General features: G+C 66.1%; 19 protein-coding genes. 14 read left to right on the top strand and 5 right to left on the bottom strand.

Annotated features, from left to right (window positions below; genetic code table 11):
- Nucleotides 1–32: 32 nt before the first annotated feature.
- Both ACHQ4I_RS33020 and ACHQ4I_RS33015 read left to right on the top strand, forming a co-directional pair.
- On the top strand, nucleotides 33–899 hold the full coding sequence (locus tag ACHQ4I_RS33020; protein ID WP_420775798.1) for an LLM class F420-dependent oxidoreductase: 867 nt from the start codon (nucleotides 33–35) through the stop codon (nucleotides 897–899).
- A 262-nt stretch (nucleotides 900–1,161) separates the two neighbouring features.
- Nucleotides 1,162–2,079: an NHL repeat-containing protein gene (locus ACHQ4I_RS33015; protein WP_420775797.1), complete on the top strand. Its 918-nt coding sequence runs from the start codon at nucleotides 1,162–1,164 to the stop codon at nucleotides 2,077–2,079.
- Nucleotides 2,080–2,087: 8 nt separating this feature from the next.
- On the opposite strand, the gene ACHQ4I_RS33010 is transcribed toward ACHQ4I_RS33015, so the two are convergent.
- Together ACHQ4I_RS33010 and ACHQ4I_RS33005 are read right to left on the bottom strand one after the other, a co-directional pair.
- A complete protein-coding gene (locus ACHQ4I_RS33010; RefSeq protein WP_420775796.1) occupies nucleotides 2,088–6,182 on the bottom strand; it encodes an nSTAND1 domain-containing NTPase in 4,095 nt (1,364 codons plus the stop codon).
- Nucleotides 6,183–6,681: 499 nt separating this feature from the next.
- Nucleotides 6,682–7,902 (bottom strand): ROK family protein, encoded by a 1,221-nt coding sequence (locus ACHQ4I_RS33005; protein WP_420775795.1) that lies wholly within the window; start codon nucleotides 7,900–7,902, stop codon nucleotides 6,682–6,684.
- A 147-nt stretch (nucleotides 7,903–8,049) separates the two neighbouring features.
- Between ACHQ4I_RS33005 and ACHQ4I_RS33000 the strand changes: the two genes are divergently transcribed.
- The 10 genes from ACHQ4I_RS33000 to ACHQ4I_RS32955 all read left to right on the top strand — a co-directional run bounded on the left by ACHQ4I_RS33000 (nucleotide 8,050) and on the right by ACHQ4I_RS32955 (nucleotide 18,399).
- Nucleotides 8,050–9,099 carry a substrate-binding domain-containing protein gene (locus tag ACHQ4I_RS33000; RefSeq protein WP_420775794.1) on the top strand — a complete coding sequence of 350 codons (1,050 nt, stop codon included), beginning with the start codon at nucleotides 8,050–8,052 and terminating at the stop codon, nucleotides 9,097–9,099.
- Nucleotides 9,090–10,610, top strand: a complete 1,521-nt coding sequence (locus tag ACHQ4I_RS32995) for a sugar ABC transporter ATP-binding protein (RefSeq protein ID WP_420775793.1) — start codon at nucleotides 9,090–9,092, stop codon at nucleotides 10,608–10,610. Before ACHQ4I_RS33000 ends, ACHQ4I_RS32995 begins: the two co-directional genes overlap by 10 nt.
- The gene (locus ACHQ4I_RS32990; protein ID WP_420775792.1) at nucleotides 10,607–11,665 is read left to right on the top strand and encodes an ABC transporter permease; all 1,059 of its coding nucleotides are present in this window, start codon (nucleotides 10,607–10,609) and stop codon (nucleotides 11,663–11,665) included. Before ACHQ4I_RS32995 ends, ACHQ4I_RS32990 begins: the two co-directional genes overlap by 4 nt.
- Before the next feature lie 18 nt (nucleotides 11,666–11,683).
- Nucleotides 11,684–12,571, top strand: coding sequence for an SMP-30/gluconolactonase/LRE family protein (locus tag ACHQ4I_RS32985; RefSeq protein WP_420775791.1), 888 nt, complete (start codon nucleotides 11,684–11,686; stop codon nucleotides 12,569–12,571).
- Nucleotides 12,568–13,182 (top strand): bifunctional 4-hydroxy-2-oxoglutarate aldolase/2-dehydro-3-deoxy-phosphogluconate aldolase, encoded by a 615-nt coding sequence (locus ACHQ4I_RS32980; protein ID WP_420775790.1) that lies wholly within the window; start codon nucleotides 12,568–12,570, stop codon nucleotides 13,180–13,182. The genes ACHQ4I_RS32985 and ACHQ4I_RS32980 overlap by 4 nt, the downstream gene beginning before the upstream one ends.
- A 61-nt stretch (nucleotides 13,183–13,243) precedes the next feature.
- A complete protein-coding gene (locus ACHQ4I_RS32975; RefSeq protein ID WP_420775789.1) occupies nucleotides 13,244–14,188 on the top strand; it encodes a sugar kinase in 945 nt (314 codons plus the stop codon).
- An 11-nt stretch (nucleotides 14,189–14,199) separates the two neighbouring features.
- On the top strand, nucleotides 14,200–14,955 hold the full coding sequence (locus tag ACHQ4I_RS32970) for an SDR family NAD(P)-dependent oxidoreductase (RefSeq protein WP_420775788.1): 756 nt from the start codon (nucleotides 14,200–14,202) through the stop codon (nucleotides 14,953–14,955).
- Nucleotides 14,952–16,097, top strand: coding sequence for a galactonate dehydratase (gene dgoD / locus ACHQ4I_RS32965; RefSeq protein ID WP_420775787.1), 1,146 nt, complete (start codon nucleotides 14,952–14,954; stop codon nucleotides 16,095–16,097). Before ACHQ4I_RS32970 ends, dgoD begins: the two co-directional genes overlap by 4 nt.
- Nucleotides 16,098–16,235: 138 nt before the next feature.
- Nucleotides 16,236–16,385, top strand: coding sequence for a hypothetical protein (locus ACHQ4I_RS32960; RefSeq protein ID WP_420775786.1), 150 nt, complete (start codon nucleotides 16,236–16,238; stop codon nucleotides 16,383–16,385).
- A 151-nt stretch (nucleotides 16,386–16,536) separates the two neighbouring features.
- Nucleotides 16,537–18,399, top strand: a complete 1,863-nt coding sequence (locus ACHQ4I_RS32955; protein WP_420776074.1) for an APC family permease — start codon at nucleotides 16,537–16,539, stop codon at nucleotides 18,397–18,399.
- 107 nt (nucleotides 18,400–18,506) lie between these two features.
- Here ACHQ4I_RS32955 and ACHQ4I_RS32950 read toward each other — a convergent pair whose 3' ends face one another.
- Nucleotides 18,507–19,538, bottom strand: coding sequence for an aldo/keto reductase (locus tag ACHQ4I_RS32950; protein ID WP_420775785.1), 1,032 nt, complete (start codon nucleotides 19,536–19,538; stop codon nucleotides 18,507–18,509).
- A gap of 121 nt (nucleotides 19,539–19,659) precedes the next feature.
- On the opposite strand from ACHQ4I_RS32950, the gene ACHQ4I_RS32945 reads away from it, so the two are divergent.
- Entirely contained in the window at nucleotides 19,660–20,355 is a 696-nt protein-coding gene (locus tag ACHQ4I_RS32945; protein WP_420775784.1) for a TetR/AcrR family transcriptional regulator, read from the top strand.
- Nucleotides 20,356–20,433: 78 nt separating this feature from the next.
- Here the strand turns inward: ACHQ4I_RS32945 and ACHQ4I_RS32940 are convergent, their stop codons facing one another.
- Nucleotides 20,434–20,877: an SRPBCC family protein gene (locus ACHQ4I_RS32940; RefSeq protein WP_420775783.1), complete on the bottom strand. Its 444-nt coding sequence runs from the start codon at nucleotides 20,875–20,877 to the stop codon at nucleotides 20,434–20,436.
- Between the two features lie 219 nt (nucleotides 20,878–21,096).
- On the opposite strand from ACHQ4I_RS32940, the gene ACHQ4I_RS32935 reads away from it, so the two are divergent.
- Nucleotides 21,097–21,558 (top strand): hypothetical protein, encoded by a 462-nt coding sequence (locus ACHQ4I_RS32935; protein WP_420775782.1) that lies wholly within the window; start codon nucleotides 21,097–21,099, stop codon nucleotides 21,556–21,558.
- Nucleotides 21,559–21,637: 79 nt separating this feature from the next.
- Here the strand turns inward: ACHQ4I_RS32935 and ACHQ4I_RS32930 are convergent, their stop codons facing one another.
- Complete coding sequence (locus ACHQ4I_RS32930; protein ID WP_420775781.1) at nucleotides 21,638–22,507, bottom strand: LuxR C-terminal-related transcriptional regulator; 870 nt, start codon at nucleotides 22,505–22,507, stop codon at nucleotides 21,638–21,640.
- Nucleotides 22,508–22,521: the final 14 nt, after the last annotated feature.

Here is a 22,521-nt window from a genome sequence, read left to right as displayed (position 1 = left end):
CCGGCGTGTGCCGGTCGTGCCACGCTCGGGTTATGCGACTGAGTATTTCCCTTGCCGACTTCACCTGGCCGGATTCGCCGGGCGCGATCGGACCGCGGGTCGACCGGATCGTGCGCGCCGCCGATCAGATCGGGCTCGACTCGGTATTCGTCATGGATCACCTGTTCCAGATCGGCCCGAACGGCCCGGCGGAGAACGACATGCTCGAGGCATACGCCACGCTCGGGTTTATCGCGGCCCGGACCGAACGAATTCGCTTCGGCGCGTTGGTCACCGCCGTCAGCTACCGGGATCCGGGCCTGCTGGTCAAGAGCGTTACGACCCTCGACGTGCTCTCCGGTGGCCGCGCCTGGCTCGGCATCGGCGCGGCCTGGAATGCCGATGAATCCGCGGGCCTGGGCCTGTTCTTTCCGCCGACCTCCGAGCGGTACGAACGACTAGAGGAGACCCTGCGTATCGCGAAGCAGATGTGGGATGGTTCCGAAAAGCCGTTCCACGGAAAGCACTACACGCTCGAACGCCCGCTAAACGTACCCAATTCGCTGACCCGCCCCCACCCGCCGATTATCATCGGCGGCCAGGGCGAACGCAAGACACTGCGGCTGGTCGCGCAGTACGCAGACGCCTGCAATCTCTTCGGTGCATCCGTCGACACCGTGGCAGCCAAACTCGCCGTCCTGCAAGAACATTGCGAAGCAGTCGGCCGACCATACGAGGACATCGAGAAAACCATGGTCGCGTACTGGTACCCCGATAAATCCATTGCGGAGCAGGCAGATTCATTCGCCCGCTTCGCCGAGGTCGGCATCGACCACATCGTACTCGGCCGCCCGGGCCCATTCATAGACGCCGACTTCGACAAACTCTCCGACCTACTACACAAAACCACCAACCTCTAACCCCCCCCCAATTGGTCGACTGATCAGGTGGAACTGGTGGCGGCATCGGCCGAGAGAGTGCCGCCACCAGTTCCACGTGATCACATGTCCAGTGTGTGGCGGCGGCGCAACGGAGTGCGACGCGCCGCGAATGAGTTGCGCTGGGCGATTCTGGATCGAATGGGGCTGGGGTGGGCGGGGATTCGGCTGGCGATGCTGGTCACGCACGGCCCGATAGGTCGATAATCAGCGCATGAGGCGGCGGCCGACAAGATGGTGGGCAGTGGGCGTATTGGTGGCCGTCGCGGTCGTAGTCGTTGCCGCGGTATGGGGACTATGGCCACGACCGCATCAGAGCGGCCCCGCGCTCGCCGGGTGGGAGGTGCAGGTCGACCTGCCGATGCCGGTGTTCAGTCCGGCCGGGATAGCCGTTTCGAAAAACGGCGACGTATACGTAGCCGAGTACGAGCACATTCAGAAATTGCCCGCCGGGCGATTCACGCCGGAACGTGTGAATATCCCTGGCCTGTCACACACATACGGTGTCGCGGTCGGCCCCACGGGCGATTTATTCGTCGGCGACTACACCAATGGGCGGGTGTTTCGGGTGGGCCCCGATACAGCGTCGTCCGTACTGCCGTTCACCGGGCTCGGCGTGCAGGATCCGGCGGCTACCGTGCGGTCGATTGCCGCCGGGGTGGCGGTCGACCGCACCGGTTCCGTATTCGTCACCGACCCGGACAATTCCCGCGTTGTGAAACTCTCCACGGGGTCGGACAGTCAGGTCGTGGTTTTGACCGTCGAGCATCTCGGCGCACCGATTGCAATGTCCGACAACGGCGATCTGGTCGTTACGGCCAGTGGTGTGGGCTCGGGTGACCGACTTCTCATCCTCCGGACGGGAACGACCGCATTCGTCGAAACGACGGTGCCCGATCTGCGGAGCATCGCCGCGATAGCCTTCGACCATCGCGGAAATCTGTTGCTGGCGGACAACATCACGCATGACAATCCGGGCGACACAGACCGTCCTTGGACCTCCGAAGGCAGGTTGTGGACGATCCCGGCCGCCTCGACGACGCCGACCCGATTGCCGTTCACCGATCTCGGTGAGATCGCAGGCATCGCGGTCGACCCGGACGACAACATCCTGATCACTGATAGCGAGGGTAGTCGGGTGCTGCGACTGCCGCGGCGTTGACCACGATCTCACCGGCAAGTCCGGCGATACGGAATCTCCTGGACATACTGTCCCCACCCTGCCTCGTCGAGGCCGGATCCTACAGTGGCGCAAGCGGTTTCAGCGGGTCGTGAGCGCAGATCGTTCAGTGGGCCCAGATCCCAGATCCTTACCACGCCAGAGTCGTATCCGGCGACGAGGCGGTGCGAGTCAGTGCTGAATTGTGCCGCGTACACCGCATCGGAATCGGTGTCGACTCGCTCACCGATCTGGATAGGATGGTCGCGATCGGTGATATCCCACAGGACGATCTGTCCTTCCAGGTCTTGCCCTAACGCTGCGAGCAGACCTCCGGTCGGGTCGAATGTCGCGGTGAATTTCGAGACCCTCGGGCGCAGCGTGTCGCCAACCCGTCGCGGATGCGCGAGATCCCGTACGTCCCAGAGCTGTCCGGTCTCGTTATCGGCAACCGTGACCAGGACATCGACGGCGGCGGAGTATGCGGCGCTCCCAAAGAAGCCGACGGGCACACGGCCCATCTGCTCGGGGGCATCGGTGTCGGAGATGTCCCAGAGTCTCAGCTCTTTGCCTGTGATCGAAAAGGCCAGCAGGCGGTTGTCGTCGGCAAATGCCAGGCCCTGGACAGTCTCGTCATATAGTCCCCGCCCGAGCCGGCGCGGTGCACTCGGTGTTGTGATCTCCCATACCAGGGTATTCCGCTCACTGCCCACCGCCAGGCGTTTTCCGTCCGGCGCGAAGGCGATGGCGCGCACTGCCCCATCCAGGCCGGTCAGCGGTTGTCCCAGCCGCCGGGGGTGCTGGCGATCGCTGATGTCCCACAGCGACACAGTGCGATCCGGACTTCCGGTGGCCAATGTCCTTGCGTCCGGAGACAAGGCGAGGCATGAGATTCTGAGGTTGTTCGTTAGGTCGATGTGCTCGGTGTTCCACGTCGCGGTTCGGACCGGAGCGCGCTGCGCCGAGATATCCCACAGATCGACATTCCCATTGTTTCCACCGACGGCGACGATATCGCTGTCGGTCGCAATGCCGCACGGCGCGACCACCTTGTCGATGCTTCCCACGAGCGGCGGCGTTCGCAACCGCAGCTGGGCGCGCAGTCCGGTTGTCCACAGCGTGGTGCGGCCGTCCGCGCCTCCGACGGCAATCAGTCCAGCCGAGGATGCGAGGGTGGTCGCGGGACTCGGCTGGCCGGTCAGCGTCGCTATGTAGCTGGGCTTCGCTGGATCCGTCGAGTCGTACAGGATCACCTGGTTGGCGTTCTGCGGGGCCGTGACGAGAATCGACTCCTGTAGCGAGAACGCAACGAGGTCATAGCCCCAGCTGTCGTCGACAATGGCGCTGCCGATCTGCCGTGGCCGGGTGGGATCCGAAATGTCCCACCGCACAACTCCTTCAGTCCATTTGTCGACCGCCAATGTGCGCCCGTCTGCGGCGAATGCCAACCGGTCAGGGAATCCCGGTCTCTCCGTGCCGAGTTCGCCGACTCGACGGGGCTGGGCAGGCACGGACACATCCCACAGGGCGATCACCCCGGACCTGCCGACGGCAAGCAAGCGCCCGTCCGGTGCGAATGCCACGGACTCCGACACGTCACCGGGAGCCGACAACGCGCCGACTCGACGTAGCCGCCCGAGGTCGGTCAGATCCCACAGCTGAAACGGCTGCTGCGTACCGGTGGTAACGGCAAGCGCGGCACCCGGCCCGAATATCAGGTGCGCATCCTCCCCGAGATCCGGTATGGCATACCTGCTGATACGCGGATGCAGTAGGTCGTCGAGCTCCACCTCGAGCAGGCCCGCCAGCTTGCTCGCACCGACTACGCCGTCATCCGCGCCCGCACCGGCCAGCAATCTTCTGCTGTCCGATGTAAAGGCCAGGCCTGCAAGGTGACTCGCGCCTCGTATCGGTTCACCCATCCGGCGTGGGCCCGCCGGATCCGCCAAGTTCCATAACACAAGAGTTCCCTCGTTGTGCACTACGGCGAGCAGTCGTTCGTCCGGCGAGAACGCTATCCGGGACACCTCTTCCGCCGGGCCGTCCAGCGCCGCCATATACCGCGTTGTGGAAAGGCTGTTCACCAGCCAGTGCCGAGTCTCGTCACTCGGGTGAATATTGTCGGCCGCCAATCCGAGTCGTATCGCACTGCGCGGATCGACATCGAGTAGTTTGTCCGCCTGCGCCAGCAACTGTCGCGCGACCGCCGTGTGCTGCTGCTGGACGGCCGCACGCTGCTGGACGATGGCAACACCGGCGGCGACCAACGCGGCGACCAACAGCATGGACAGTACGACTGTAGCCCGGCGGCGCCGGAACCGATCCCGCCGATAGCTCTGCTCCAGAAATTCCAGTGCGCGGGAACTGATTTCGACGCGTTCAGCGACCATCCGCCGCAATCTCGGCGACCAACCGTGCCAGCGTGGTTTCGCCATCAGCCGCAATCTCGACCCGGTGTCCGACATCGCCGCGTCGAGGCGCCCGCCTTCCCACAGCCGCTTGACCGAGCGTTCGTCGTCATCCCATTCCGCCGCGCCGTGCTCGACGGCACGACGCGCGCGCAATGCGCTCACTTGCTCCCCGATGGCGGCTTGCAGCGGCACCCAGTTCTGCAGGAACGCCTCGTGTGCCACCGAGATGACGATTCGGTCGTTCTCCCGATCTGTCGTGAGCAGGCGATGGGCGATGAACGCGTCGAAGGCGGCGGTGGCCTCGGCGGACAGTTCGTCGCGCGGTATCCGATCCCGGGTCGGCAGACCCCGCTCGTCAACGGTGACCAGCCGCAGCAGCATGGTGATGATTTCGTCGGTCGACCGGCCGGTCGCGGTGCGCGCTTCGTCGAGCGCGAGGTCGGCTTGCCTGACCAAAGCGCCTCGCACACCGCCGGTTTCGCGGTAGCGCTGATGCGAAAGCACCGCACCCCGGTGCAGTCCGTCGGCAAGTTGCTCGAGTGCGAAGGCGAGCAGCGGGAGCGCTGCACCACTGTCGGTGTCGGCGAGCAGTTCGGCGACCAGGTCGTTATCGACGCCGATCCCGGCTACCCGGGCAGGTTCGGCGATGACGTCGCGCAGTGCCTCTCTTCGCAAGGGCAGCAACGGATATGAGCGGGTGGCCAGCCGCGACAGCGCCGGATCCATCACGGTCTGATCCAGGAACTCCAGCCGTAGTGTGGCCAGCACCTGAACTTGCTGACCGACGGCGGGTGCGAGCAACTCGATGAACTGCGTACGATTCTCCGGCGTGGTGCGGCCGAGCAGCTCCTCGAACTGATCGATCACCACGAGCAGTTTGCGCTGTGTGTTCGGATCGGTGGCGAGCAGGATGTCCTCGGCGAGGGTGCCGAGTCCGTCCGCGGCCAGCCGATCTCGCACCCCCGACGGCAGCCAGTCCAGACCGGCCCGCCGACCGGCGACCACCAGTGACCGGACCAGCGCACCGACCGGATCGGTGCCGGGCGCGATCGGATCCAGTAGCAGCCAGTACGGTTCGTCGGCGATGAGTGGGATGACACCGGCCCGCACGAGCGAGGACTTCCCGCATCCCGACGGCCCGACGACCAGCAGCAGCGAGCGCCCCATTCGGGCGGCCGGTGTCCGCAGCAGCTCGGCGATCTCCACGGCTTCCCGGCGGCGCCCGAAGAACACGCGATGCTGATCGGTGTCGAAGGCCAGCAGTCCCGGATACGGCGAGCGGTCATCGGGCCAGCCGAGTCCGCCGCCCGCGTCGACGGCGCGCAACGACGTGGCCAGACTCGCCCGCGCGAGCATCGGATCGGTGCTGGCGTCGGCCTGCTGGATCGCCTTCAGCAGTGGATGTTTCGCGTCCTTGGTAACCCGGATCGGCAGCAATCTGCTGCCGGTGGTCTTCGCTATCCCGATCTCGGCGAAGCACCAGACCGATTTCAGATAGTCGGTGCTCACGACGCAGACGACCGCATCGGCCCACCGCAGCCGTTCGTAGAGCCGCTGCTCCCACTCCTCGCCGAGTACCAGGCCGTCCGGATCCCGATCTAGGAAGACTTCGTGCCCGTCGGCCACCAGCCACCCGCGTATCCGGCCCGCCCACTCCCGGTCGAGGCTGGCATGACTGATGAAGACCTTGGCCACCATGCCCTCCTCAGCGGTAGGCCAGGCTCAAAGAATAGCTTCGGCGATCGCGCACCGACCCTCGAACGATTCGGTCGTCGCGAGCGATGCTCGCGCGCAACCACATTCCGACGCTGTCGAAGAAGAACCCAACGGCGTTCGTTGGGGGACACCCGACCTCGCCCGAATCCTTACCCCGGGCGGGGTTTTTCCTGTCCCCACAGCAGCGATACCCGGGGGCTGTCGGCGGCGCCCTCTGGTCGGCCCAGATGTGTCGGGCCAGGGGCGCGACCTAGTCCGCAGTGGTTGCGGCGGGTAATGGCGTGATCATGCCGAACAGCATGGCGCGCAACACAACATCCGAACGCTCGGGACAGATGGCCCGACGCGATGTCGGCCGGCGAACATGCCGGGCTCGTAGGAACCTGCTTGTTGGCGCAGACCCGATCCTTGTGACAGCACGGCCACGTGACGCGCGATAGACGCGCGGTTGGGGACGTCGCCGCGCCGGTGGATCGAGCTATGTCGTAGAGCGGATGGCGCGGCGGGCGGCTATGGAGCCGAAGGTTTCGCGGTCGGCCAGGAAGCCTTCCAGGGCGAAGGTGGCGGCGCCGAGGCTGGAGGGGTTGTGCGGGAGCGCGCAGAGTTGCAGGGTTACGGCGGCGTAGGGGTCGGACATGGCGTGGTGGGCGGCCACTCGGCGGGTTACTTCGAGGAGGCGTTCGCCGAGGACATTCGCGACGAGGTCGCCGAAGACCATGGTGCGGGGGTTGAAGAGATTGACCAGGTTGGCTACCGCGACACCCAGGTAGGTGCCGGTCTTTTCGATGACCTCGACAGCGATGGGGTCGTCGCTGGCGGCTATGGCCGCGATGGTGGCGGCGTCGTCGGCCGCGAGCAGTGGGCTGGATGGGGCGAGTTCGCGCAGGGTCTGCACGATGCCGCGTGCGCTCACATACGCCTCGACGCAGCCGCGGCGTCCGCATCGGCATTCGCGCCCGTCGAGGACGAGGTTGGTGTGGCCCCATTCGCCCGCGCTATTGGTGACGCCGCGGTAGAGCGTGCCGTCGATGACGACGCCGATGCCGACACCGGCCCGCAGCGTGACGACGATCAGATCGTCCACATCGCGTCCGGCGCCGAACCAGAGATGCGCTGCCGTACTGGCTTTCAGCGGATTGTCGAGATACAGCGGATGCGGCACGCGCGGTTGCAGCAGGGATTTCAACGACACGTCGTGCCAGTGCCAGTACGGCGAGAACACCGACACACCGCCCTCGGGCTCGACCAGGCCCGGCACACTCAGTCCGACGCCGAGCACCCGCTCGGCATCCTCGGCGGTCAGCTCGCTGATACCGCGAATGATCAGTTCGGTCACGTCATCGGGCTGCGTGGCCGCGGGATCCACCGGAATCTCCACCGACCGCAACACCGACATGGCCAGGTCGAAAAGGTCGAAATGGATGCTGGTTTCGGCGATATCGACCCCGACGAGCGTGCCGCGCGCCGGATTGATCGCGAGCTGGGCCCGCGGCCGCCCGATGCCCGGCGCGTCGTAGCCGAGTTCGGCGAGCACGCCGACATCGAGCAGCTCGGCGATCATATTGCCCACCGTCGCGAACGAGAGTCCGGTGGCGCGGGCGATCTCCTGACGGCTGGTGTGGCCCTCGGCGGCGTAGACCGCCTGCAGTACGTAGAACCGATTCCGCCGTCGGATATCGCGTGCGGTCAGCTGGTACACGGTCGGGCCATCTCCTTCCGATTGATATTCGCAGACGCTACCCGAGCGATTCTGACAACAGTATTTACAACAGTTATCCGAAGTCCTACTGTAACCCAGGTCACCACCAGACGCCGAGTGCGCGGCAGATCACACAAGGAGCACCCCATGTCCTGGACCCACCAAAGCCGTTGGACCAGAGCCGTTTTCTGCGGGGTGTCGCTCGCACTAGCCGCGTCGGCCTGCTCATCCGGCAAGGACGACAGCTCGCAGGGGACCGGGCCGCAACACACCAGCGGCCCGATCAGCCTGGTTTACGCCCAGAAGCAGGGCGATCAGGAGTACTTCATCGGCGAGGCCGAGGGCGCCAAGGCCAAGGCCAAGGAGTTGGGCGTCGACCTGAAGGTGGTGAACCTCGGCAATGACGCGAACAAGGCGGTCACCGAGGTGCAGAACGCGGTCAACCAGAAGGCCAGCGGCGTAATCGTGGTCGTGCCCGATCCGTCGGTCGGCCCGCAGGTCGCCCAGCTCGCGAAGGCCGGCGGCGTCGCACTGCTGACCTCCGACGACCAGGTCTGCACGAATGGTCCGGATCCATCGTCCTGCGCCAAGGACAATCTCGTGCCCCGGGTCGGCTTCAGCGGCACCCAGATGGGCACCGAGGTCGGCACCCGCGCCGGCCAGGACTTCAAGAAGGCCGGATGGAAGGCGGAGGAGACGGCGATCATCGACGCCTGGAAACAGGACGTGACCGTCTGCACCGACCGGGTCAAGGCCAATCAGAAGGCCTTCAAGGAGGCCGCCGGTGTCGACGTCAAGGTGATCGAGGTCGGTACCGACAACACCCCGTCGGATGCGCAGAACAAGATCTCGGCAACGGTGTCGGGCAACCGGTCGGTGAAGAACTGGATCGTCATGGGCTGCAACGACGAGAACGTCAGCGGCGGCGTCGCGGCGATCCAGAATGCCGGATACTCCGCCGATAACGTGCTCGGCGTCGGCCTCGGCGCCTACCTGGCCTGCAAGGAATGGCGCGGCGGCAAGCCGACCGGCTTCAAGGCGGCACTGTTCATCAATGGCAAAGACGTTGGCGCACTGTCGGTTCAGACGATCTACGACTACCTTAAGAACGGCAAGCAGATGCCGCCCGAGGCGTACGCGCCGACCAAGATGGTCGACTCGACCAACTGGCAGCAGGCGGGCGTCACATGCAGCTGACCGGACTGCGGGTGTCCGGGCTGAGCAAGAACTTCGCCGGGGTGCCGGCCCTGCGCGAGGTGAGCCTGGATTTTCCCGCTGGTGCGGTGACCGCGCTGATGGGTGAGAACGGGGCGGGGAAATCCACCCTGATCCGCATCCTCGGTGGCGATCACCGCCCGGACGGTGGCCACCTCGAGCTGGATGGCGTGCGACTCGAGTTGGCCACCCCGGCCGCCGCGCGGGCGGCCGGGATCCGGGTGATCGGCCAGGAGCCGGAGATCGTGCCGCATGTCTCCGTCGCCGAGAACGTCTACCTGGGATCGCTGCCGCGGCGCGCGGGCCGCCTGCTCGACCGGGCGGCTCTGCGTGCGCGCATGCGCACCGACCTCGCTCGGCTCGGCTTCGACCGCGATCTCGATCCCGGCGCGCTCGGTTCGAAACTTACTGCCGCACAACGGCAATTGGTGGAGATCATGCGAGCGCTGACCACCGATGCCAAGGTGATCGCATTCGACGAGCCGACCTCGTCGCTGTCGGACCATGAGACCGAATCGCTGTTCGCGCTGATCGGTCGGTTGCGCGAGCAGGGACTCGCGGTCATCTATGTGTCGCACCGGATGCGCGAGATCTTCCGGCTGGCCGACCGGGTCGCGGTACTGCGCGATGGCGCGCTCGTCGGCGAACGCGCGACCGACGAGACCACCGATCGCGAGATCGTCCGGATGATGGTCGGCCGGGATCTATCGACGTTGTTCGCGCGCAAGCACAATACGCCGGGGCGGGTCGTGCTCGACGCGGACGCGGTCACCACCGACGACGTGCGGGAGGTGAGCCTGCGGGTGCGCGCAGGTGAGGTGGTCGCGCTGGCCGGACTGGTCGGCGCGGGCCGCTCGGAACTGGCCGGTGCGCTGGCCGGTGACCTGCCGATCCGCTCGGGTGAGGTGCGGGTGGACGGTAAGAAGCTGCGCCTGCGTCAGCCGCGGGATGCGGTGCGGGCCGGGTTGGGCTACGCGCCGGAGGAGCGTAAGGCGCAGGCGCTGCTGCTGCATCGCGGTGTGCGCGACAATATTTCGCTCGCCATGCTCGACCGGCTGCGGCGACTGCGGTTCGTCCGGCGCGGCGCGGAACGGCGGCTGGCCCGCCAATACGTCGAATCCCTCAGGGTGCGAACGCCTTCGATCGAGCAGGAAGTGCGCAAGCTCTCCGGCGGCAATCAGCAGAAGGTGGTGTTGGCCCGCTGGCTGGCCCGCAAACCCAAGGTGCTGATCCTGGACGAGCCCACCCGCGGTGTCGATGTCGGCGCGAAGATCGAGATCTACCACATCATCGAGGAACTGGCCGAATCCGGTGTCGCGGTGCTGGTGATCTCCTCGGAGCTACCCGAAGTGCTCGGCCTGGCCGATCGGATCGTCGTCATGCAGCACGGCCGGGTCACCGGCGAGCTGGACCGCAGCGAGGCCAGCGAAGAGGCGATTCTCGCGCTGGCCATGGCCGCAGACCTGTCGCATACATCTCGAGGAAACCCATGACAGACCAACAACTCTCACTCCCCGTGGAGACCGCGGTCGCCGCACCGCCGTCGTTGCTCGCGCGCGGCGCGGCCTCGCTCACGCCGCGGCGTGTGGTGCAGGCGATCGGCACCGGCAATCTCAGTCTGATCGGCGCGCTCGCCGTGGTCGTCGCGATCTTCGCCTGGCTCAACGACGGCTATCTCGATCCGGCGAATCTGGCCGGAATCGGTGAAGCGGTAACGGTTTTCGGCCTGCTGGCCGTGGTACAGACCGTGGTGATCATCTGTGGCGCGCTCGATATCTCGGTCGGCTCGCAGGCCGGTGTCGCGTCGGTGATCAGTGCGATGGCGTTCACCGCGACCGCCGACAATGCCTTCCTGGGCATTCTGGCCGCGATCGGTGTCGGGCTGGTGCTCGGGTCGATCAACGGGCTGATCATCGTCTACGGCCGGGTCAATCCGGTGATCGCCACGCTGGCCACACTGGCCGCGTTCAAGGGCGTCGCGCAGTTGATATCCGGTGGTAAGGCACAGGGTTTCGTGCTGGGCAACGATGTGTTCATCTTCATCGCGCGCGGCAAGATCCTCGGTCTGCCGGTGCCGGTGGTCATTCTCGCGGTGGTCGCGATCGGCATGCATGTGCTGCTCAAATACACCGATATCGGCCGCAATATCTATGCCATCGGCGGAAATGACACGGCCGCAAGGCTTTCCGGAATCAATATCAACAAGTACCTGATCGCGGTGTTCGTGCTCGCCGGGGCGGTGGCGGCGATCGCCGGGATCATCCTGACCGCGCGGACCGGCTCGGGACAGCCGGTGTCGGGTAGTGAAGGGCTCGAGCTGAAGGCGATCACCGCGGCGGCGCTGGGCGGATGTGCGTTGAAGGGCGGCAAGGGCACCATCGGCGGCACGCTGCTTGCGGTCGTGCTGCTCGGTGCCCTGGACAACGGGTTGAACGTGGTGGGCGTGAATACGTTCTGGCAGAACGTCGCTCAGGGTTCGTTGTTGGTGGCCGCGGTCGTTATTCAGCAGCGGCGCAGTGGGGAACGTGCGGTCGGACTGCCGACCTAGACTCGCCAGGAGCCGATGATGATCGAACTGAAGGCCGAGCGGTGCTCGCCGCGGCCGGGCAGGCTGTGTGAAGGACCGGTCTGGGATGACCGCACCGATGAGGTGCTGTGGGTGGACATTGCGGCCGGGCGCATCCACCGCGCGGCACTGCGCGACGGCGATCTCGAACAGCGGTCGACGGTGGCGGTGGGCAAGCGGGTCAGCGCGGTGGTGCCGTGCGCATCGGGCGGGCTGATCGCCACCGCCGTCGAGACCTTCCTGCATATCGCTGATGACGGCACGTGCACCGAGGTCGCCGGGCTGTCGCTGCCCGACGACGGGGTGCGGCGACGCATGAACGATGCCAAGGCCGATCCTTGGGGTCGGCTGTTCGCGGGCACCATGTCCGAGGACGAAATCACCGGCAGCGCGGCACTTTATCGACTCGACCCCGACGGGACGCTGCGTACCGTGCGTCAGCAGGTGACGATCTCCAACGGTCTCGGCTGGAGCCCGGACGGCACCACCCTGTACTACGCCGACAGCCCGACTCATCGGGTCGAGGCCTTCGACTACGACTCGGCCACCGGCACTTTCGGCAATGGCCGCACCTTCGCGCAATTCCCGGACGGTCTGCCCGATGGATTGACCGTAGACGCGCGGGGTTTCGTCTGGGTCGCGGTGTGGGGCGCCGGACAGGTCCGCGCATTCGACCCATCGGGCCGACCGCATGCGGTCATCGACGTCGGCCCGGCGCAGGTGTCCAGCTGTACCTTCGCCGGTCCCGATCTCGACGTCCTCGTAATCACCACTGCCGCAGAAGGTTCCGCCGCGCCCGGTGCTGGTTGCTTGTTCACCTGTAGGCCCGGTGTGACCGGACTCCCGACGAATACCTACTCCGACGCGAGGTTTGTGAGCCACCCATGACGACAGAACACGGCCTGACCTTGGATCCGCCGGTGATCGCGATTCTGCGCGCCCCAACGGCCGCCAGGTTCGCCGAGGTGACCGCCACTCTGCACGAGGCGGGCATCACGGCGGTGGAGTTCACGCTGAACAGTCCCGGCGCACTGGACGCATTGCGCGACTGCTCCGGCTTCGCCCACCGGGTCGGCGCGGGCACGGTTCTGACCGCCCTCGATGCCGCGCGAGCCGTCGATGCGGGTGCGGCGTACCTGATCACGCCGGCCGTATGCCCCGAGGTGATCGCGGAGGGCCGCCGCATGAGTGTCCCGGTGATCTGCGGCGCGTTCACACCGACCGAGATCCACAGTGCGTGGCAGGCGGGCGCAACGATGGTCAAGGTCTTTCCGGCATCGGTCGGCGGTCCCGGCTATCTGAAGGCGATTCGGGGCCCGCTGAACGAGATCCCGCTGGTGCCGACCGGCGGCATCGGGCTCGCGGATGTCAGAGCGTATTTGGATGCGGGCGCCAGAGCACTCGGCATGGGCTCGCCGCTCGTAGGTGATGCGTGCACCGGCGGTGATCTGGATGCGCTGCGTGAGCGCGCGTCCGCGGTGCGGAAGGCGTTGCTATGAGGTCTGATTCGCAGGATCCGATCGCACTCATCGGGGTTCCGAACGCGCGAAAGTCGCTGCGATGATGGGCGGATTGGTGACTCTCGGCGAAGCACTCGGTGTCGTCGCCACCACCGAACCGGGTCCGTTGGCTCCCGGTGCCGCACTGCGCATGGATTTCGCGGGCGCGGAAGCAACCGTCGCTATCGGCGTGCGCCGGCTCGGCCACGAAAGCTCGTGGGTGGGTAGCGTCGGTGCCGACGCCATCGGCACCATGGTGCTCGATCGACTCCGCGCCGAACAGGTCGACATCTCGCGCTGCCGTATCGATCCGGAACTGCCGAGCGGGCTGATGCTGCGCGAGCGGCGCACCGCCGACCACATGCGAGTCACCTACTACCGCAAGGGTTTCGCAGGTTCGCGACTGTCGCCAGCCGATATCGACCCCACTCAGATAGCCGCCGCACGGGTCCTGCATCTCACCGGCATCACCCCGGCTCTGAGCCCATCCGCCCGCGACGCCGTCCACACGGCCCTCGACGCCGCCGTCGATGCCGGGCGGACCATCTCCCTCGATATCAACTACCGCCGCGCGCTGTGGTCGGAATCCGATGCGGCCGTGGAACTTTCGAAGCTCGCGTCCCGCGCCGATATCGTCTTCGCCGGTACGGACGAAGCGGCCATCCTGGTACCGGCCGCACCCCCTGCCGAGATGGCCGAATCTCTTGCCGCACTGGGCCCTTCGCAAGTCGTGATCAAACTCGGATCCGACGGCGCACTCGCACTGCACAATGGCGAGCTGATCCGACAGCCCGCGCTGGACGTCAGCAGCGTCGACCCGGTCGGAGCGGGCGATGCGTTCGTCGCGGGCTACCTCGCCGGAGTGCTCGACAACGGGTCCGCAACACACAGCCTGCAAATGGCCGCCACCTGCGGCGCGTTCGCCGTATCCGTACCCGGTGACTGGGCGGGTCTGCCGTTCCGGCACGAACTCGGCCTGATCACCGGCGCCGACATCAATCGATGAAGGGATAGAGCATGAGTCGTCTGGCAGACCGGGTCGCGGTCGTCACCGGGGCCGCATCCGGCATCGGTGCGGCCACCGCCCACCGGCTCGCCGCCGATGGTGCCGCGGTCGTCATCGCCGATATCGCCGAATCGGCCGGGCGCGAGGTCGCCTCGAAGATCCGCGCCGCGGGCCATCGGGCCGAATTCGTCTGGTGCGACGTATCTTTGGAGCAATCCTGGATCGAACTGCGTCGCCGGGTCAACGAACTGTTCGGACCGCTGGACTTCCTGTGCAGCAACGCATCCCACCAGGCCACCATCCCCGCACACGAGCTGACCCGCCAGGCTTGGGACGACGGCCTCGCGGTCAACCTGACGCCGCTGTTCCTCGGTCTGCACACCTTCATCGACGATCTGCGCGACCGCCGCGGCAATGTGGTCGCCATCTCCAGCGTGCACGCACAATTCGGACTGCCCGGCTACCCGGTCTACGCCGCGGCGAAGGGCGGGCTGACCGCATTGGTCCGGCAACTTGCCGTCGAGTACGGACGCGCCCGCGTGCGGGTCAATGCCGTACTGCCCGGCCCGATCCTCACCCCCGTATGGGATGACGTCGACGAGGCGGGTCGGCGGCTATCGGCCCAGGCCACCGCCCTGGACCGGATGGGCGCACCCGAGGAGGTCGCCGCCGCCGTCGCCTTCCTCGCCTCCGACGACGCCTCCTTCATCACCGGCGCCAACCTGGTCGTCGACGGCGGCTGGAGTGTGCGAAAGGAGTCCCGGTGAAAATCACCGCACTCACCACCTACCTGGTCGCGCCGCGCTGGTGCTTCCTGAAGATCGAGACCGATGCGGGCATCACCGGCTGGGGCGAGCCGGTACTCGAGGGCCGCGCGCACACCGTCGCCGCCGCGGTCGACGAATTGGCGGACTATCTCATCGGCAAGGACCCGATGAGCATCGAGGCGCACTGGCAGGTGCTCACCAAGGGCGGTTTCTATCGCGGCGGGCCGATCCTGTCGAGTGCGGTCGCGGGCATCGACCAGGCGCTGTGGGATATCACCGGAAAGGCGCTGGGCGTACCGGTTTGGCAATTGCTCGGCGGTGCGGTCCGCGATCGGATCCGGGTGTACAGCTGGATCGGCGGCGACCGTCCCGACGATGTCGCCCAGGCCGCGCTGGAACGAAAAGCCCAGGGCTTCACCGCGATCAAGATGAACGGCTCGGCCGAGCTGGAGCTGATCGATACTCCGCGTGCCACCCGGAGCATCGTTGATCGGGTGGCCGCCGTGCGCGAGGCAACCGGCGACGAATTCGATATCGCCGTCGATTTCCATGGCCGCCTGTCCATTCCGATGGCGCGGCGAGTGCTGCCCTTGCTCGAGCCGTATCTGCCGTTCTTCGTCGAGGAACCACTCGTCCCGGAGTGCAGCGCTCAGATCGGCGAGATCACCCGCGCGACGAGCATTCCCATCGCGACCGGTGAAAGGCTTTATTCGCGTTGGGATTTCAACGCCGTGCTCGATCAAGGCATCGCGGTCGTCCAACCCGATCTGTCGCATGCGGGCGGTATCTCCGAGGTCCGCCGCATCGCCGCACTCGCCGAAAGCCGCGACGTCGCCCTGGCCCCGCACTGCCCGCTCGGCCCCATTGCCCTCGCCGCCAGTCTCCAGGTCGGCTTCGCCACCCCCAACCTGCTCATTCAGGAACAGAGCCTCGGCATCCACTACAACACCGGCTCCGATCTCCTCGATTACCTCGTCGACCCCACCGTCTTCGCTTACCGCGACGGTTACGTCGAACTGCTCGAAGCCCCCGGCCTCGGCATCCAGATCGATGAGCAAGCGGTCGCCCGCGCCGCCGAGCAGGGCCATCGCTGGCGCAACCCGATCTGGCATCGAAAGGACGGTTCCTTCGCCGAATGGTGATCACGTGGGGATCGCTCGGTCGATGACCACCTGCTTCATCACCAGCGTGGAGTTCAGCCGCTGCACCCCCGGCAGCGCGGCGTCTTCTACACACTCGTCGGCCTCGGCGCGCGAACCATCCTGTCGACCAAGCCCACCATGTCGAGGACGATCTCGCGAATCTCCGGAGCGGCGATGATCGTGGTCGGACTCCTGCTCCTGATCGAGCGCGTCATGAGTGTCCAGCGGCGCTGGGTGCCGACCCGCCGGACCCGACCGGGGGCGTTGTCCGGCGGAGGTTTCCCGTAGATTTGCGCGCGTCGGAGACAATCCGGCGCAACCGGACGAATCTCTCAGGGGAAACGCAGTGACCACAACCGAGGAGCGAACGCGCTCGCCCTTCGCATCCTGGCTATTGCAGGGTGCGACCGACGAGCGGTATTCCCAGCATGCGGGTCCGATGCGCAAGCCGGGCGATGCCGAACACGAGCGGTCCTGGTGGCAGGTGATGTGCCTGACCGGTGTCGATTACTTCTCGACCCTGGGTTATCAGCCCGGCATCGCGGCGGTCGCGGCCGGTGTACTGTCCCCGCTGGCCACGCTGGTGCTGGTCGCACTGACCCTGTTCGGCGCGCTGCCGGTGTATCGGCGGGTGGCGCGGGAAAGCCCGCACGGCGGCGGTTCGCTGGCCATGTTCAGCGAGCATCTGCCGCGCTGGACCGGCAAGATCTTCATTCTGGTGCTGCTGGGATTCGCGGCCACCGACTTCGTCATCACCATGACGCTCTCGGCGGCCGACGGTGCCGCGCATATCGTCGAAAACCCTTATGTCCCTTCGTCTCTGCACGACCACAATCTGCTCATCACGCTGGCCCTGCTGGCGCTGCTCGCGGCGATCTTCCTCAAGGGCTTCGCCGAGGCCATCAAGATCGCGGTCGCGCTGGTCGGGGTGTACCTTTCGCTGAATGTTGTTGTCGCCGTTGTCGGTTTGTATCACGTACTCACCGCCGGTGATCTGGTCGTGGATTGGACGCATGCGCTGACCGCCGAGCACGGCAATGTCGCGGCGATGATCGGCGTCTCGCTGTTGGTCTTCCCGAAGTTGGCGCTGGGGTTGTCCGGATTCGAGACCGGTGTCGCCGTAATGCCGCAAATCAAGGGCGCACCAGGGGATTCCGAGGAGAATCCGGTCACCCGCATCGCCGGAGCGCGCAAGCTGCTGACCACCTCCGCCCTGATCATGAGCACCTTCCTCATCGTGACCAGCTTCATCACGGTCGTGCTGATTCCGGAGCAGGAGTTCGAAACCGGCGGATCCGCGAACGGTCGGGCGCTGGCCTACCTGGCGCACCAATACCTCGGCGACGTATTCGGCACCGCTTACGACATCAGCACCATCGCGATCCTCTGGTTCGCCGGTGCGTCGGCCATGGCCGGATTGTTGAATCTGGTGCCGCGCTACCTACCTCGGTACGGCATGGCGCCGGAATGGGCGCGCGCGGTGCGGCCCCTGGTGCTGGTATTCGCGGTCATCGCCTTCGGTATCACCTGGTACTTCGACGCCGACGTCGACGCGCAGGGTGGTGCCTATGCGACCGGTGTGCTCGTGCTCATCACCTCCGCGGCGGTCGCGGTGACCCTGTCGGCGGCGCGAAAAGGCGAGCGCAACAAGGTGATCGGCTTCGGCGCGATATCGGCGGTCTTCGTCTACACAACCATCGCCAATATCTTCGAACGACCCGAGGGCGTGCAGCTGGCATCGCTGTTCATCCTCACGATCATCACGGTGTCCTTCGCCTCCCGCGCCCGACGCTCCTTCGAATTGCGTGCCATCGAGGTGACTTTCGACGACACCGCCGCCGCGATGATCGATAAGGCCGCGGCCGAGGGCATGATCCGCATCGTCACCCATGACATCGACCAGCGTCGGCCCGAGGAGTACCGGGAGAAGGAGGCCGACCAGCGTCTGGAGAGCCACATTCCCGCGGATGCCCCGATCCTGTTCCTGGAGGTCATCGTTCGCGACGCCTCCGACTTCAGCACCGACCTGCGAGTCACGGGTCTCGAGCTGGAGGGCTATCGAATCCTCAGCGTCGAAGCCACCGCCATTCCCAACTCCATCGCCGCGATCCTGCTCGCCATCCGCGACCGCACCGGCCTGGAGCCGCACGTGTATTTCGAATGGACAGAAGGCAATCCGCTGGTCAACCTGCTGAAATTCCTGTTCGTGGGGGAGGGTGAGGTCGCCCCGGTGACCAGGGAGATCATTCGCCGAGCCGTCCCGAATCCGGCCGAGCGTCCGCACATGCACGTCGACAGCTAGCGCCGCTGAGCTCCGCCGAGCGCAGTCGAATGGTGGTCGCCCACGCTGCATTCGACCGCCATATCACTACGCTCGGCGAGCTGCTCAAGCTGCGGCGGACGTGCGACTCAGGCGGCGGCGCGCTCGTCGGCTGGACGGCGCCACAGGCTAACGGTCGAGACGGCAGGTGGGTTGTAGGCCATGTCGAGCATGCCGACATCGGTACCGGCGGGGACGATCTCGTCGATCCGGTCGAGGATTTCGTCGTCGAGGGTGACCTCGGCACCGGCGAGCAGGTCGTCGAGCTGTGCCATTGTGCGCGGTCCGATGATCGCCGAGGTCACGCCCGGGTGGGCGATCGAGAACGCCATCGCCAGGTGAGTCATCGACAGACCCGCCTTCTCGGCGAGCGGGACTAGTTGCTCGACAACGTCGAGTCGACGCTCGTCGCTCAGGTGTTCGAAGCCGAATCCGGCCCGGTGACTGTCGGTCTGCTGGCCCTTGCGGTATCGGCCGGTGAGCAGGCCACCGCCCAGCGGGCTATAGACAAGGGTGCCCATCCCGTAGCGCTGACAGACCGGCAGCACCTCGCGTTCGATGCCGCGATTGAGGATCGAGTACGTCGGCTGCTCGGTGCGCACGCGCTGCAGGCCGCGCCGTTCGGCGACCCACTGCGCCTCGACGATGTCGGACGCGGGATAGGAGGAGGTGCCGATGGCGCGGACCTTGCCCGCGCGCACCAGGTCGGTTAGGGCCGACAGGGTTTCTTCGATGTCGGTGTCCGGCTCGGGTCGGTGGATCTGGAACAGGTCGACGTGATCGGTCTGCAGTCGGCGCAGCGACTCGTCGAGTGCGCGCACCAGCCAGCGCCGCGAGGTGCCCTGCCGGTTGGGGTCGTCGGTTCCCATGGGAAGCCTGGCCTTGGTGGCGAGCACGACGCTGTCCCGGCGGCGCTTCAGCGCCTTGCCGACGATCTCTTCGGACTCGCCGCCCGAGTACATGTCGGCGGTGTCGATGAAGTTGATCCCGGCGTCGAGGGCCTTGTGGATGATCCGGATCGAATCGTCGTGGTCCGGATTGCCGACGGCCCCGAACATCATGGCGCCAAGGCAATATGGGCTGACTCTGATCCCGGTCCGGCCCAGCGTGCGGTATTGCATAACTGATCTCCCAGAGGTGAGTACAGGTCGGCACGGCTTCGGTGCCGTACCATCAAGGAAGCGGAACAACGTTCCAGAACTATACGGAACGTTGTTCCAGTTATGCAAGAGGAGGAGCTGCGTGGGCGAGAAACCGATCGAGCACGGCGACGATCCGGCCGAATCCGGGACGCCAACGGCCAAGGCGACGCCGAGCCGCCCGGCACGTCGGGTGCGCGCCGACGCGCAACGCAATATCGACGCGGTGCTCGACGCGGCCAAGGCCGTATTCGCCGACTCTGGTGTCGATGCCCCGGTGCGCGAGATCGCCGCCCGGGCCGGAGTCGGCCTCGGCACCATCTACCGGCACTTCCCACAGCGCTCCGACCTGGTCGTGGCCGTGTTCCAGCAGGAGGTCGACGCCTGCGCCGACGCCGCCCCCGCCCTGGCCGCCGAGCACGAACCCGGCGATGCGCTCACGCGCTGGCTGCGGCACTACACCCGCTTCATCGCGACCAAACGCGGGCTCGCCACGGCCCTGCATTCGGGCGACCCCGCCTTCGACCCGCTGCCCGTCTACTTCGACCAGCGCCTGCGGCCCGCCCTCGGATCGCTGCTGGACTCCGCGGCGGCCGCCGGTGTGATCCGCGCCGATGTCGACCCCAACGACCTGTTGCGCGCGGTCGCCAACCTGTGCCTCCCCGCCGCCGACGACCGATCCGGCCACGCCCAGCGCATGGTCGATCTACTCATCGACGGACTCCGCTACGGCGCCGACGCCCGCGCAACCGTTGCGCCGCACATCGGCACACGTGCTGAGGAAACGGCCGGGCCGTGAACGGTATGTCAGTGCGTTGCGGCGGGCGTTATGGTCGAAATGCACTGCCGGACAACCGATCAGCGCCCGAACGGAACCTCAGTTCCAGTTGTCGATCTTGACATCGTGCGGATCCGGAGCGCCTTTACCGGTTTCGATCAGCGACTTCAGGCTCAGCAGGAAGACCGCCCACTTGGTGCTGCAGTGGTGCATGAATTCCACCGGCTCCTTCCAGCCTTGATGCTTGAAGAGCACGACGGCGTAGTCGTCGACCTGATCGAGGTCCCAGTCCACGCGGGTGCCGATCCATTCTTCGGGTCCGTCGACCACTTCCCACAGCACATGCTTGCCGGGATCGAGCTCGAGCACCTTCATATCGAATCCACCGGCGTCGAAGCGGAATTGGAGCACACCGCCGACGTCGTTGCCTTTGCCCTGGGTGTTGGTCGCCCACCAGCCGGAAAGCCCCTCGGTGGTGGTCAGGGCCGAATAGACCTCGGCGACCGACGATTTGATGCCGACCTTGTGCAGGATGTCTACCATTATTACCTCCATATGCAATGTTTGGTTGCGTATCAAGCTAGCCCACAATTTGCAGATGTGCAACCATTAGTTGCGCATGCGTGCCGATCGGACGGTTCGAAGCTGATCGAGTACGTGTCGAGACCGCTAAACTGCTGATCGAGTCGGCAGCGCCTCGAGTTCATCAGCGTCGAGCCTGCCCGGCCGCGTCTGCTGTCCCCGTCGCAGGGAGGTAGTGCCGTGTCTGTTCGTCGAAGTGTGCTGGTGGCAGCGGTTCTATGTGCCCTACCCGCGCTGGTTGCGCCGCAGAGCCAGGCCTACCCGCCGAGCGAGGGCAGTGGTGGCTGTCGGCAGGGCAGCTTGATGACCGGCCGGTTGATACCCGGCACCGGCAGCGCTGGGCAGAACATCCGGCGTGAGGCCACCCTGCGGGAGTGCGTCAGCTCGCTGCTTCCGGGTATCGACGCCGGACAGTTCGGTCTGACCATTCCGTGGAACGCGCCCGGCGCGACCAGTACGGCCACATTCGCATGGTCGGACGGCAGCCTCAGCACGGCGACCGGATACGGCAATGGCCTGTGGAAGATCACCGATGGTCCGGCGAGTGGCCATGCGATCCAGGTGAATGTCGCCGACACCTGGAACGGTTGGTACTACAGCTACGCCGACGTCGCCGTCACCTCGGCGACGTTCCTATCCTGAGCCCTGGCGTGCTTGCCATCCACGCCACCTGCGGCGAATGTCCGCTTGACGCAGTTGCGGAGTCGTGAGCTGGGATGGGTCAGGTGCGGTCCGCGTGAGCAGCGATGAGCGGGCCGTCGGGAACGATGCGGCGGGTGTGGGCGTAGACGACGGCATGTACGCGGTCGCGTACGCCGAGCTTTGCGAGCACGTTGGACACGTGGGTTTTGACGGTCTGTTCGCCGACACCGAGGGTGGCGGCGATCTCGGGGTTGGTGTAGGCCTTGGCCATCAGGAGTAGAACCTGATGTTCGCGAGGGGTCAGCGCGGCGAGTTCGGGTGCGGCGGGGAACGGTTCGATGCCGTGCGTCAGGCGCGTGATCAGGCGGCGGGTCAGGCGTGGATCGATCAGTGCGTCGCGGTGTGCGGCGGTTCGGATGGCGGAGACCAGGTCCAGAGACGGCAGGGCTCTGGTGAGGAAGCCGCTGGCGCCGAGACGTAGTGCGCGGTAGAGGTTTTCGTCGGTGTCGTCGGCGGCGAGGGTGAGAATTCGGCTGGTGCCGCCGAGTTCCGCGACTGTCTCGATGGCGGCCGGGTCGGCGAGACCGGGCATGTCGAGATCGAGGATGGCGATATCGGGTCGCAGCCGTCGCATCTCCTGGATGGCGGCGGCGCCGTCGCCGACCTCCGCGACGCATCGCAGGTCCGGCTGGGTATCGATGGCTGCCCGTAGACCCGAACGGAACACGATCTGATCATTGGCGAGCAGCACCGATATCGTCGAGTCCCGCGGCGCGGCCACGATGTCGACATCCGCGGCCTGCGGGTCGAAGCCCACCGTGGCGTTGCGACCGGCGATCGGGGTAATGGCGTGCGCGCTGCCCGCCGACAGCACGGTGGCACTGATCGCGAGCATGAGCGTGGACACCAGCCGCAACAGCAGCGGGCGTGTTGGTGTGGTCGTGGCCATGTGCACAGTCTGCT

Source organism: Nocardia nepalensis, from assembly GCF_048910785.1.
In the GTDB taxonomy this organism is placed as follows: Bacteria; Actinomycetota; Actinomycetes; order Mycobacteriales; family Mycobacteriaceae; genus Nocardia; species Nocardia nepalensis.
This window is presented reverse-complemented; position numbering and strand designations above follow the sequence as displayed.

Bases quoted from the DNA above. Each gene is read 5' to 3' on its own strand.
- ACHQ4I_RS33000 (WP_420775794.1), top strand. From the start codon at position 8,050: ATGTCCTGGACCCACCAAAGCCGTTGGACCAGAGCCGTTTTCTGCGGG.
- ACHQ4I_RS32930 (WP_420775781.1), bottom strand. From the start codon at position 22,507: ATGGCCACGACCACACCAACACGCCCGCTGCTGTTGCGGCTGGTGTCC.
- ACHQ4I_RS32970 (WP_420775788.1), top strand. From the start codon at position 14,200: ATGAGTCGTCTGGCAGACCGGGTCGCGGTCGTCACCGGGGCCGCATCC.
- ACHQ4I_RS32950 (WP_420775785.1), bottom strand. From the start codon at position 19,538: ATGCAATACCGCACGCTGGGCCGGACCGGGATCAGAGTCAGCCCATAT.
- ACHQ4I_RS32960 (WP_420775786.1), top strand. From the start codon at position 16,236: ATGTCGAGGACGATCTCGCGAATCTCCGGAGCGGCGATGATCGTGGTC.
- ACHQ4I_RS32975 (WP_420775789.1), top strand. From the start codon at position 13,244: ATGATGGGCGGATTGGTGACTCTCGGCGAAGCACTCGGTGTCGTCGCC.
- ACHQ4I_RS32980 (WP_420775790.1), top strand. From the start codon at position 12,568: ATGACGACAGAACACGGCCTGACCTTGGATCCGCCGGTGATCGCGATT.
- ACHQ4I_RS33020 (WP_420775798.1), top strand. From the start codon at position 33: ATGCGACTGAGTATTTCCCTTGCCGACTTCACCTGGCCGGATTCGCCG.
- ACHQ4I_RS32995 (WP_420775793.1), top strand. From the start codon at position 9,090: ATGCAGCTGACCGGACTGCGGGTGTCCGGGCTGAGCAAGAACTTCGCC.
- ACHQ4I_RS32955 (WP_420776074.1), top strand. From the start codon at position 16,537: ATGCGCAAGCCGGGCGATGCCGAACACGAGCGGTCCTGGTGGCAGGTG.
- ACHQ4I_RS32940 (WP_420775783.1), bottom strand. From the start codon at position 20,877: ATGGTAGACATCCTGCACAAGGTCGGCATCAAATCGTCGGTCGCCGAG.
- ACHQ4I_RS32985 (WP_420775791.1), top strand. From the start codon at position 11,684: ATGATCGAACTGAAGGCCGAGCGGTGCTCGCCGCGGCCGGGCAGGCTG.
- ACHQ4I_RS32990 (WP_420775792.1), top strand. From the start codon at position 10,607: ATGACAGACCAACAACTCTCACTCCCCGTGGAGACCGCGGTCGCCGCA.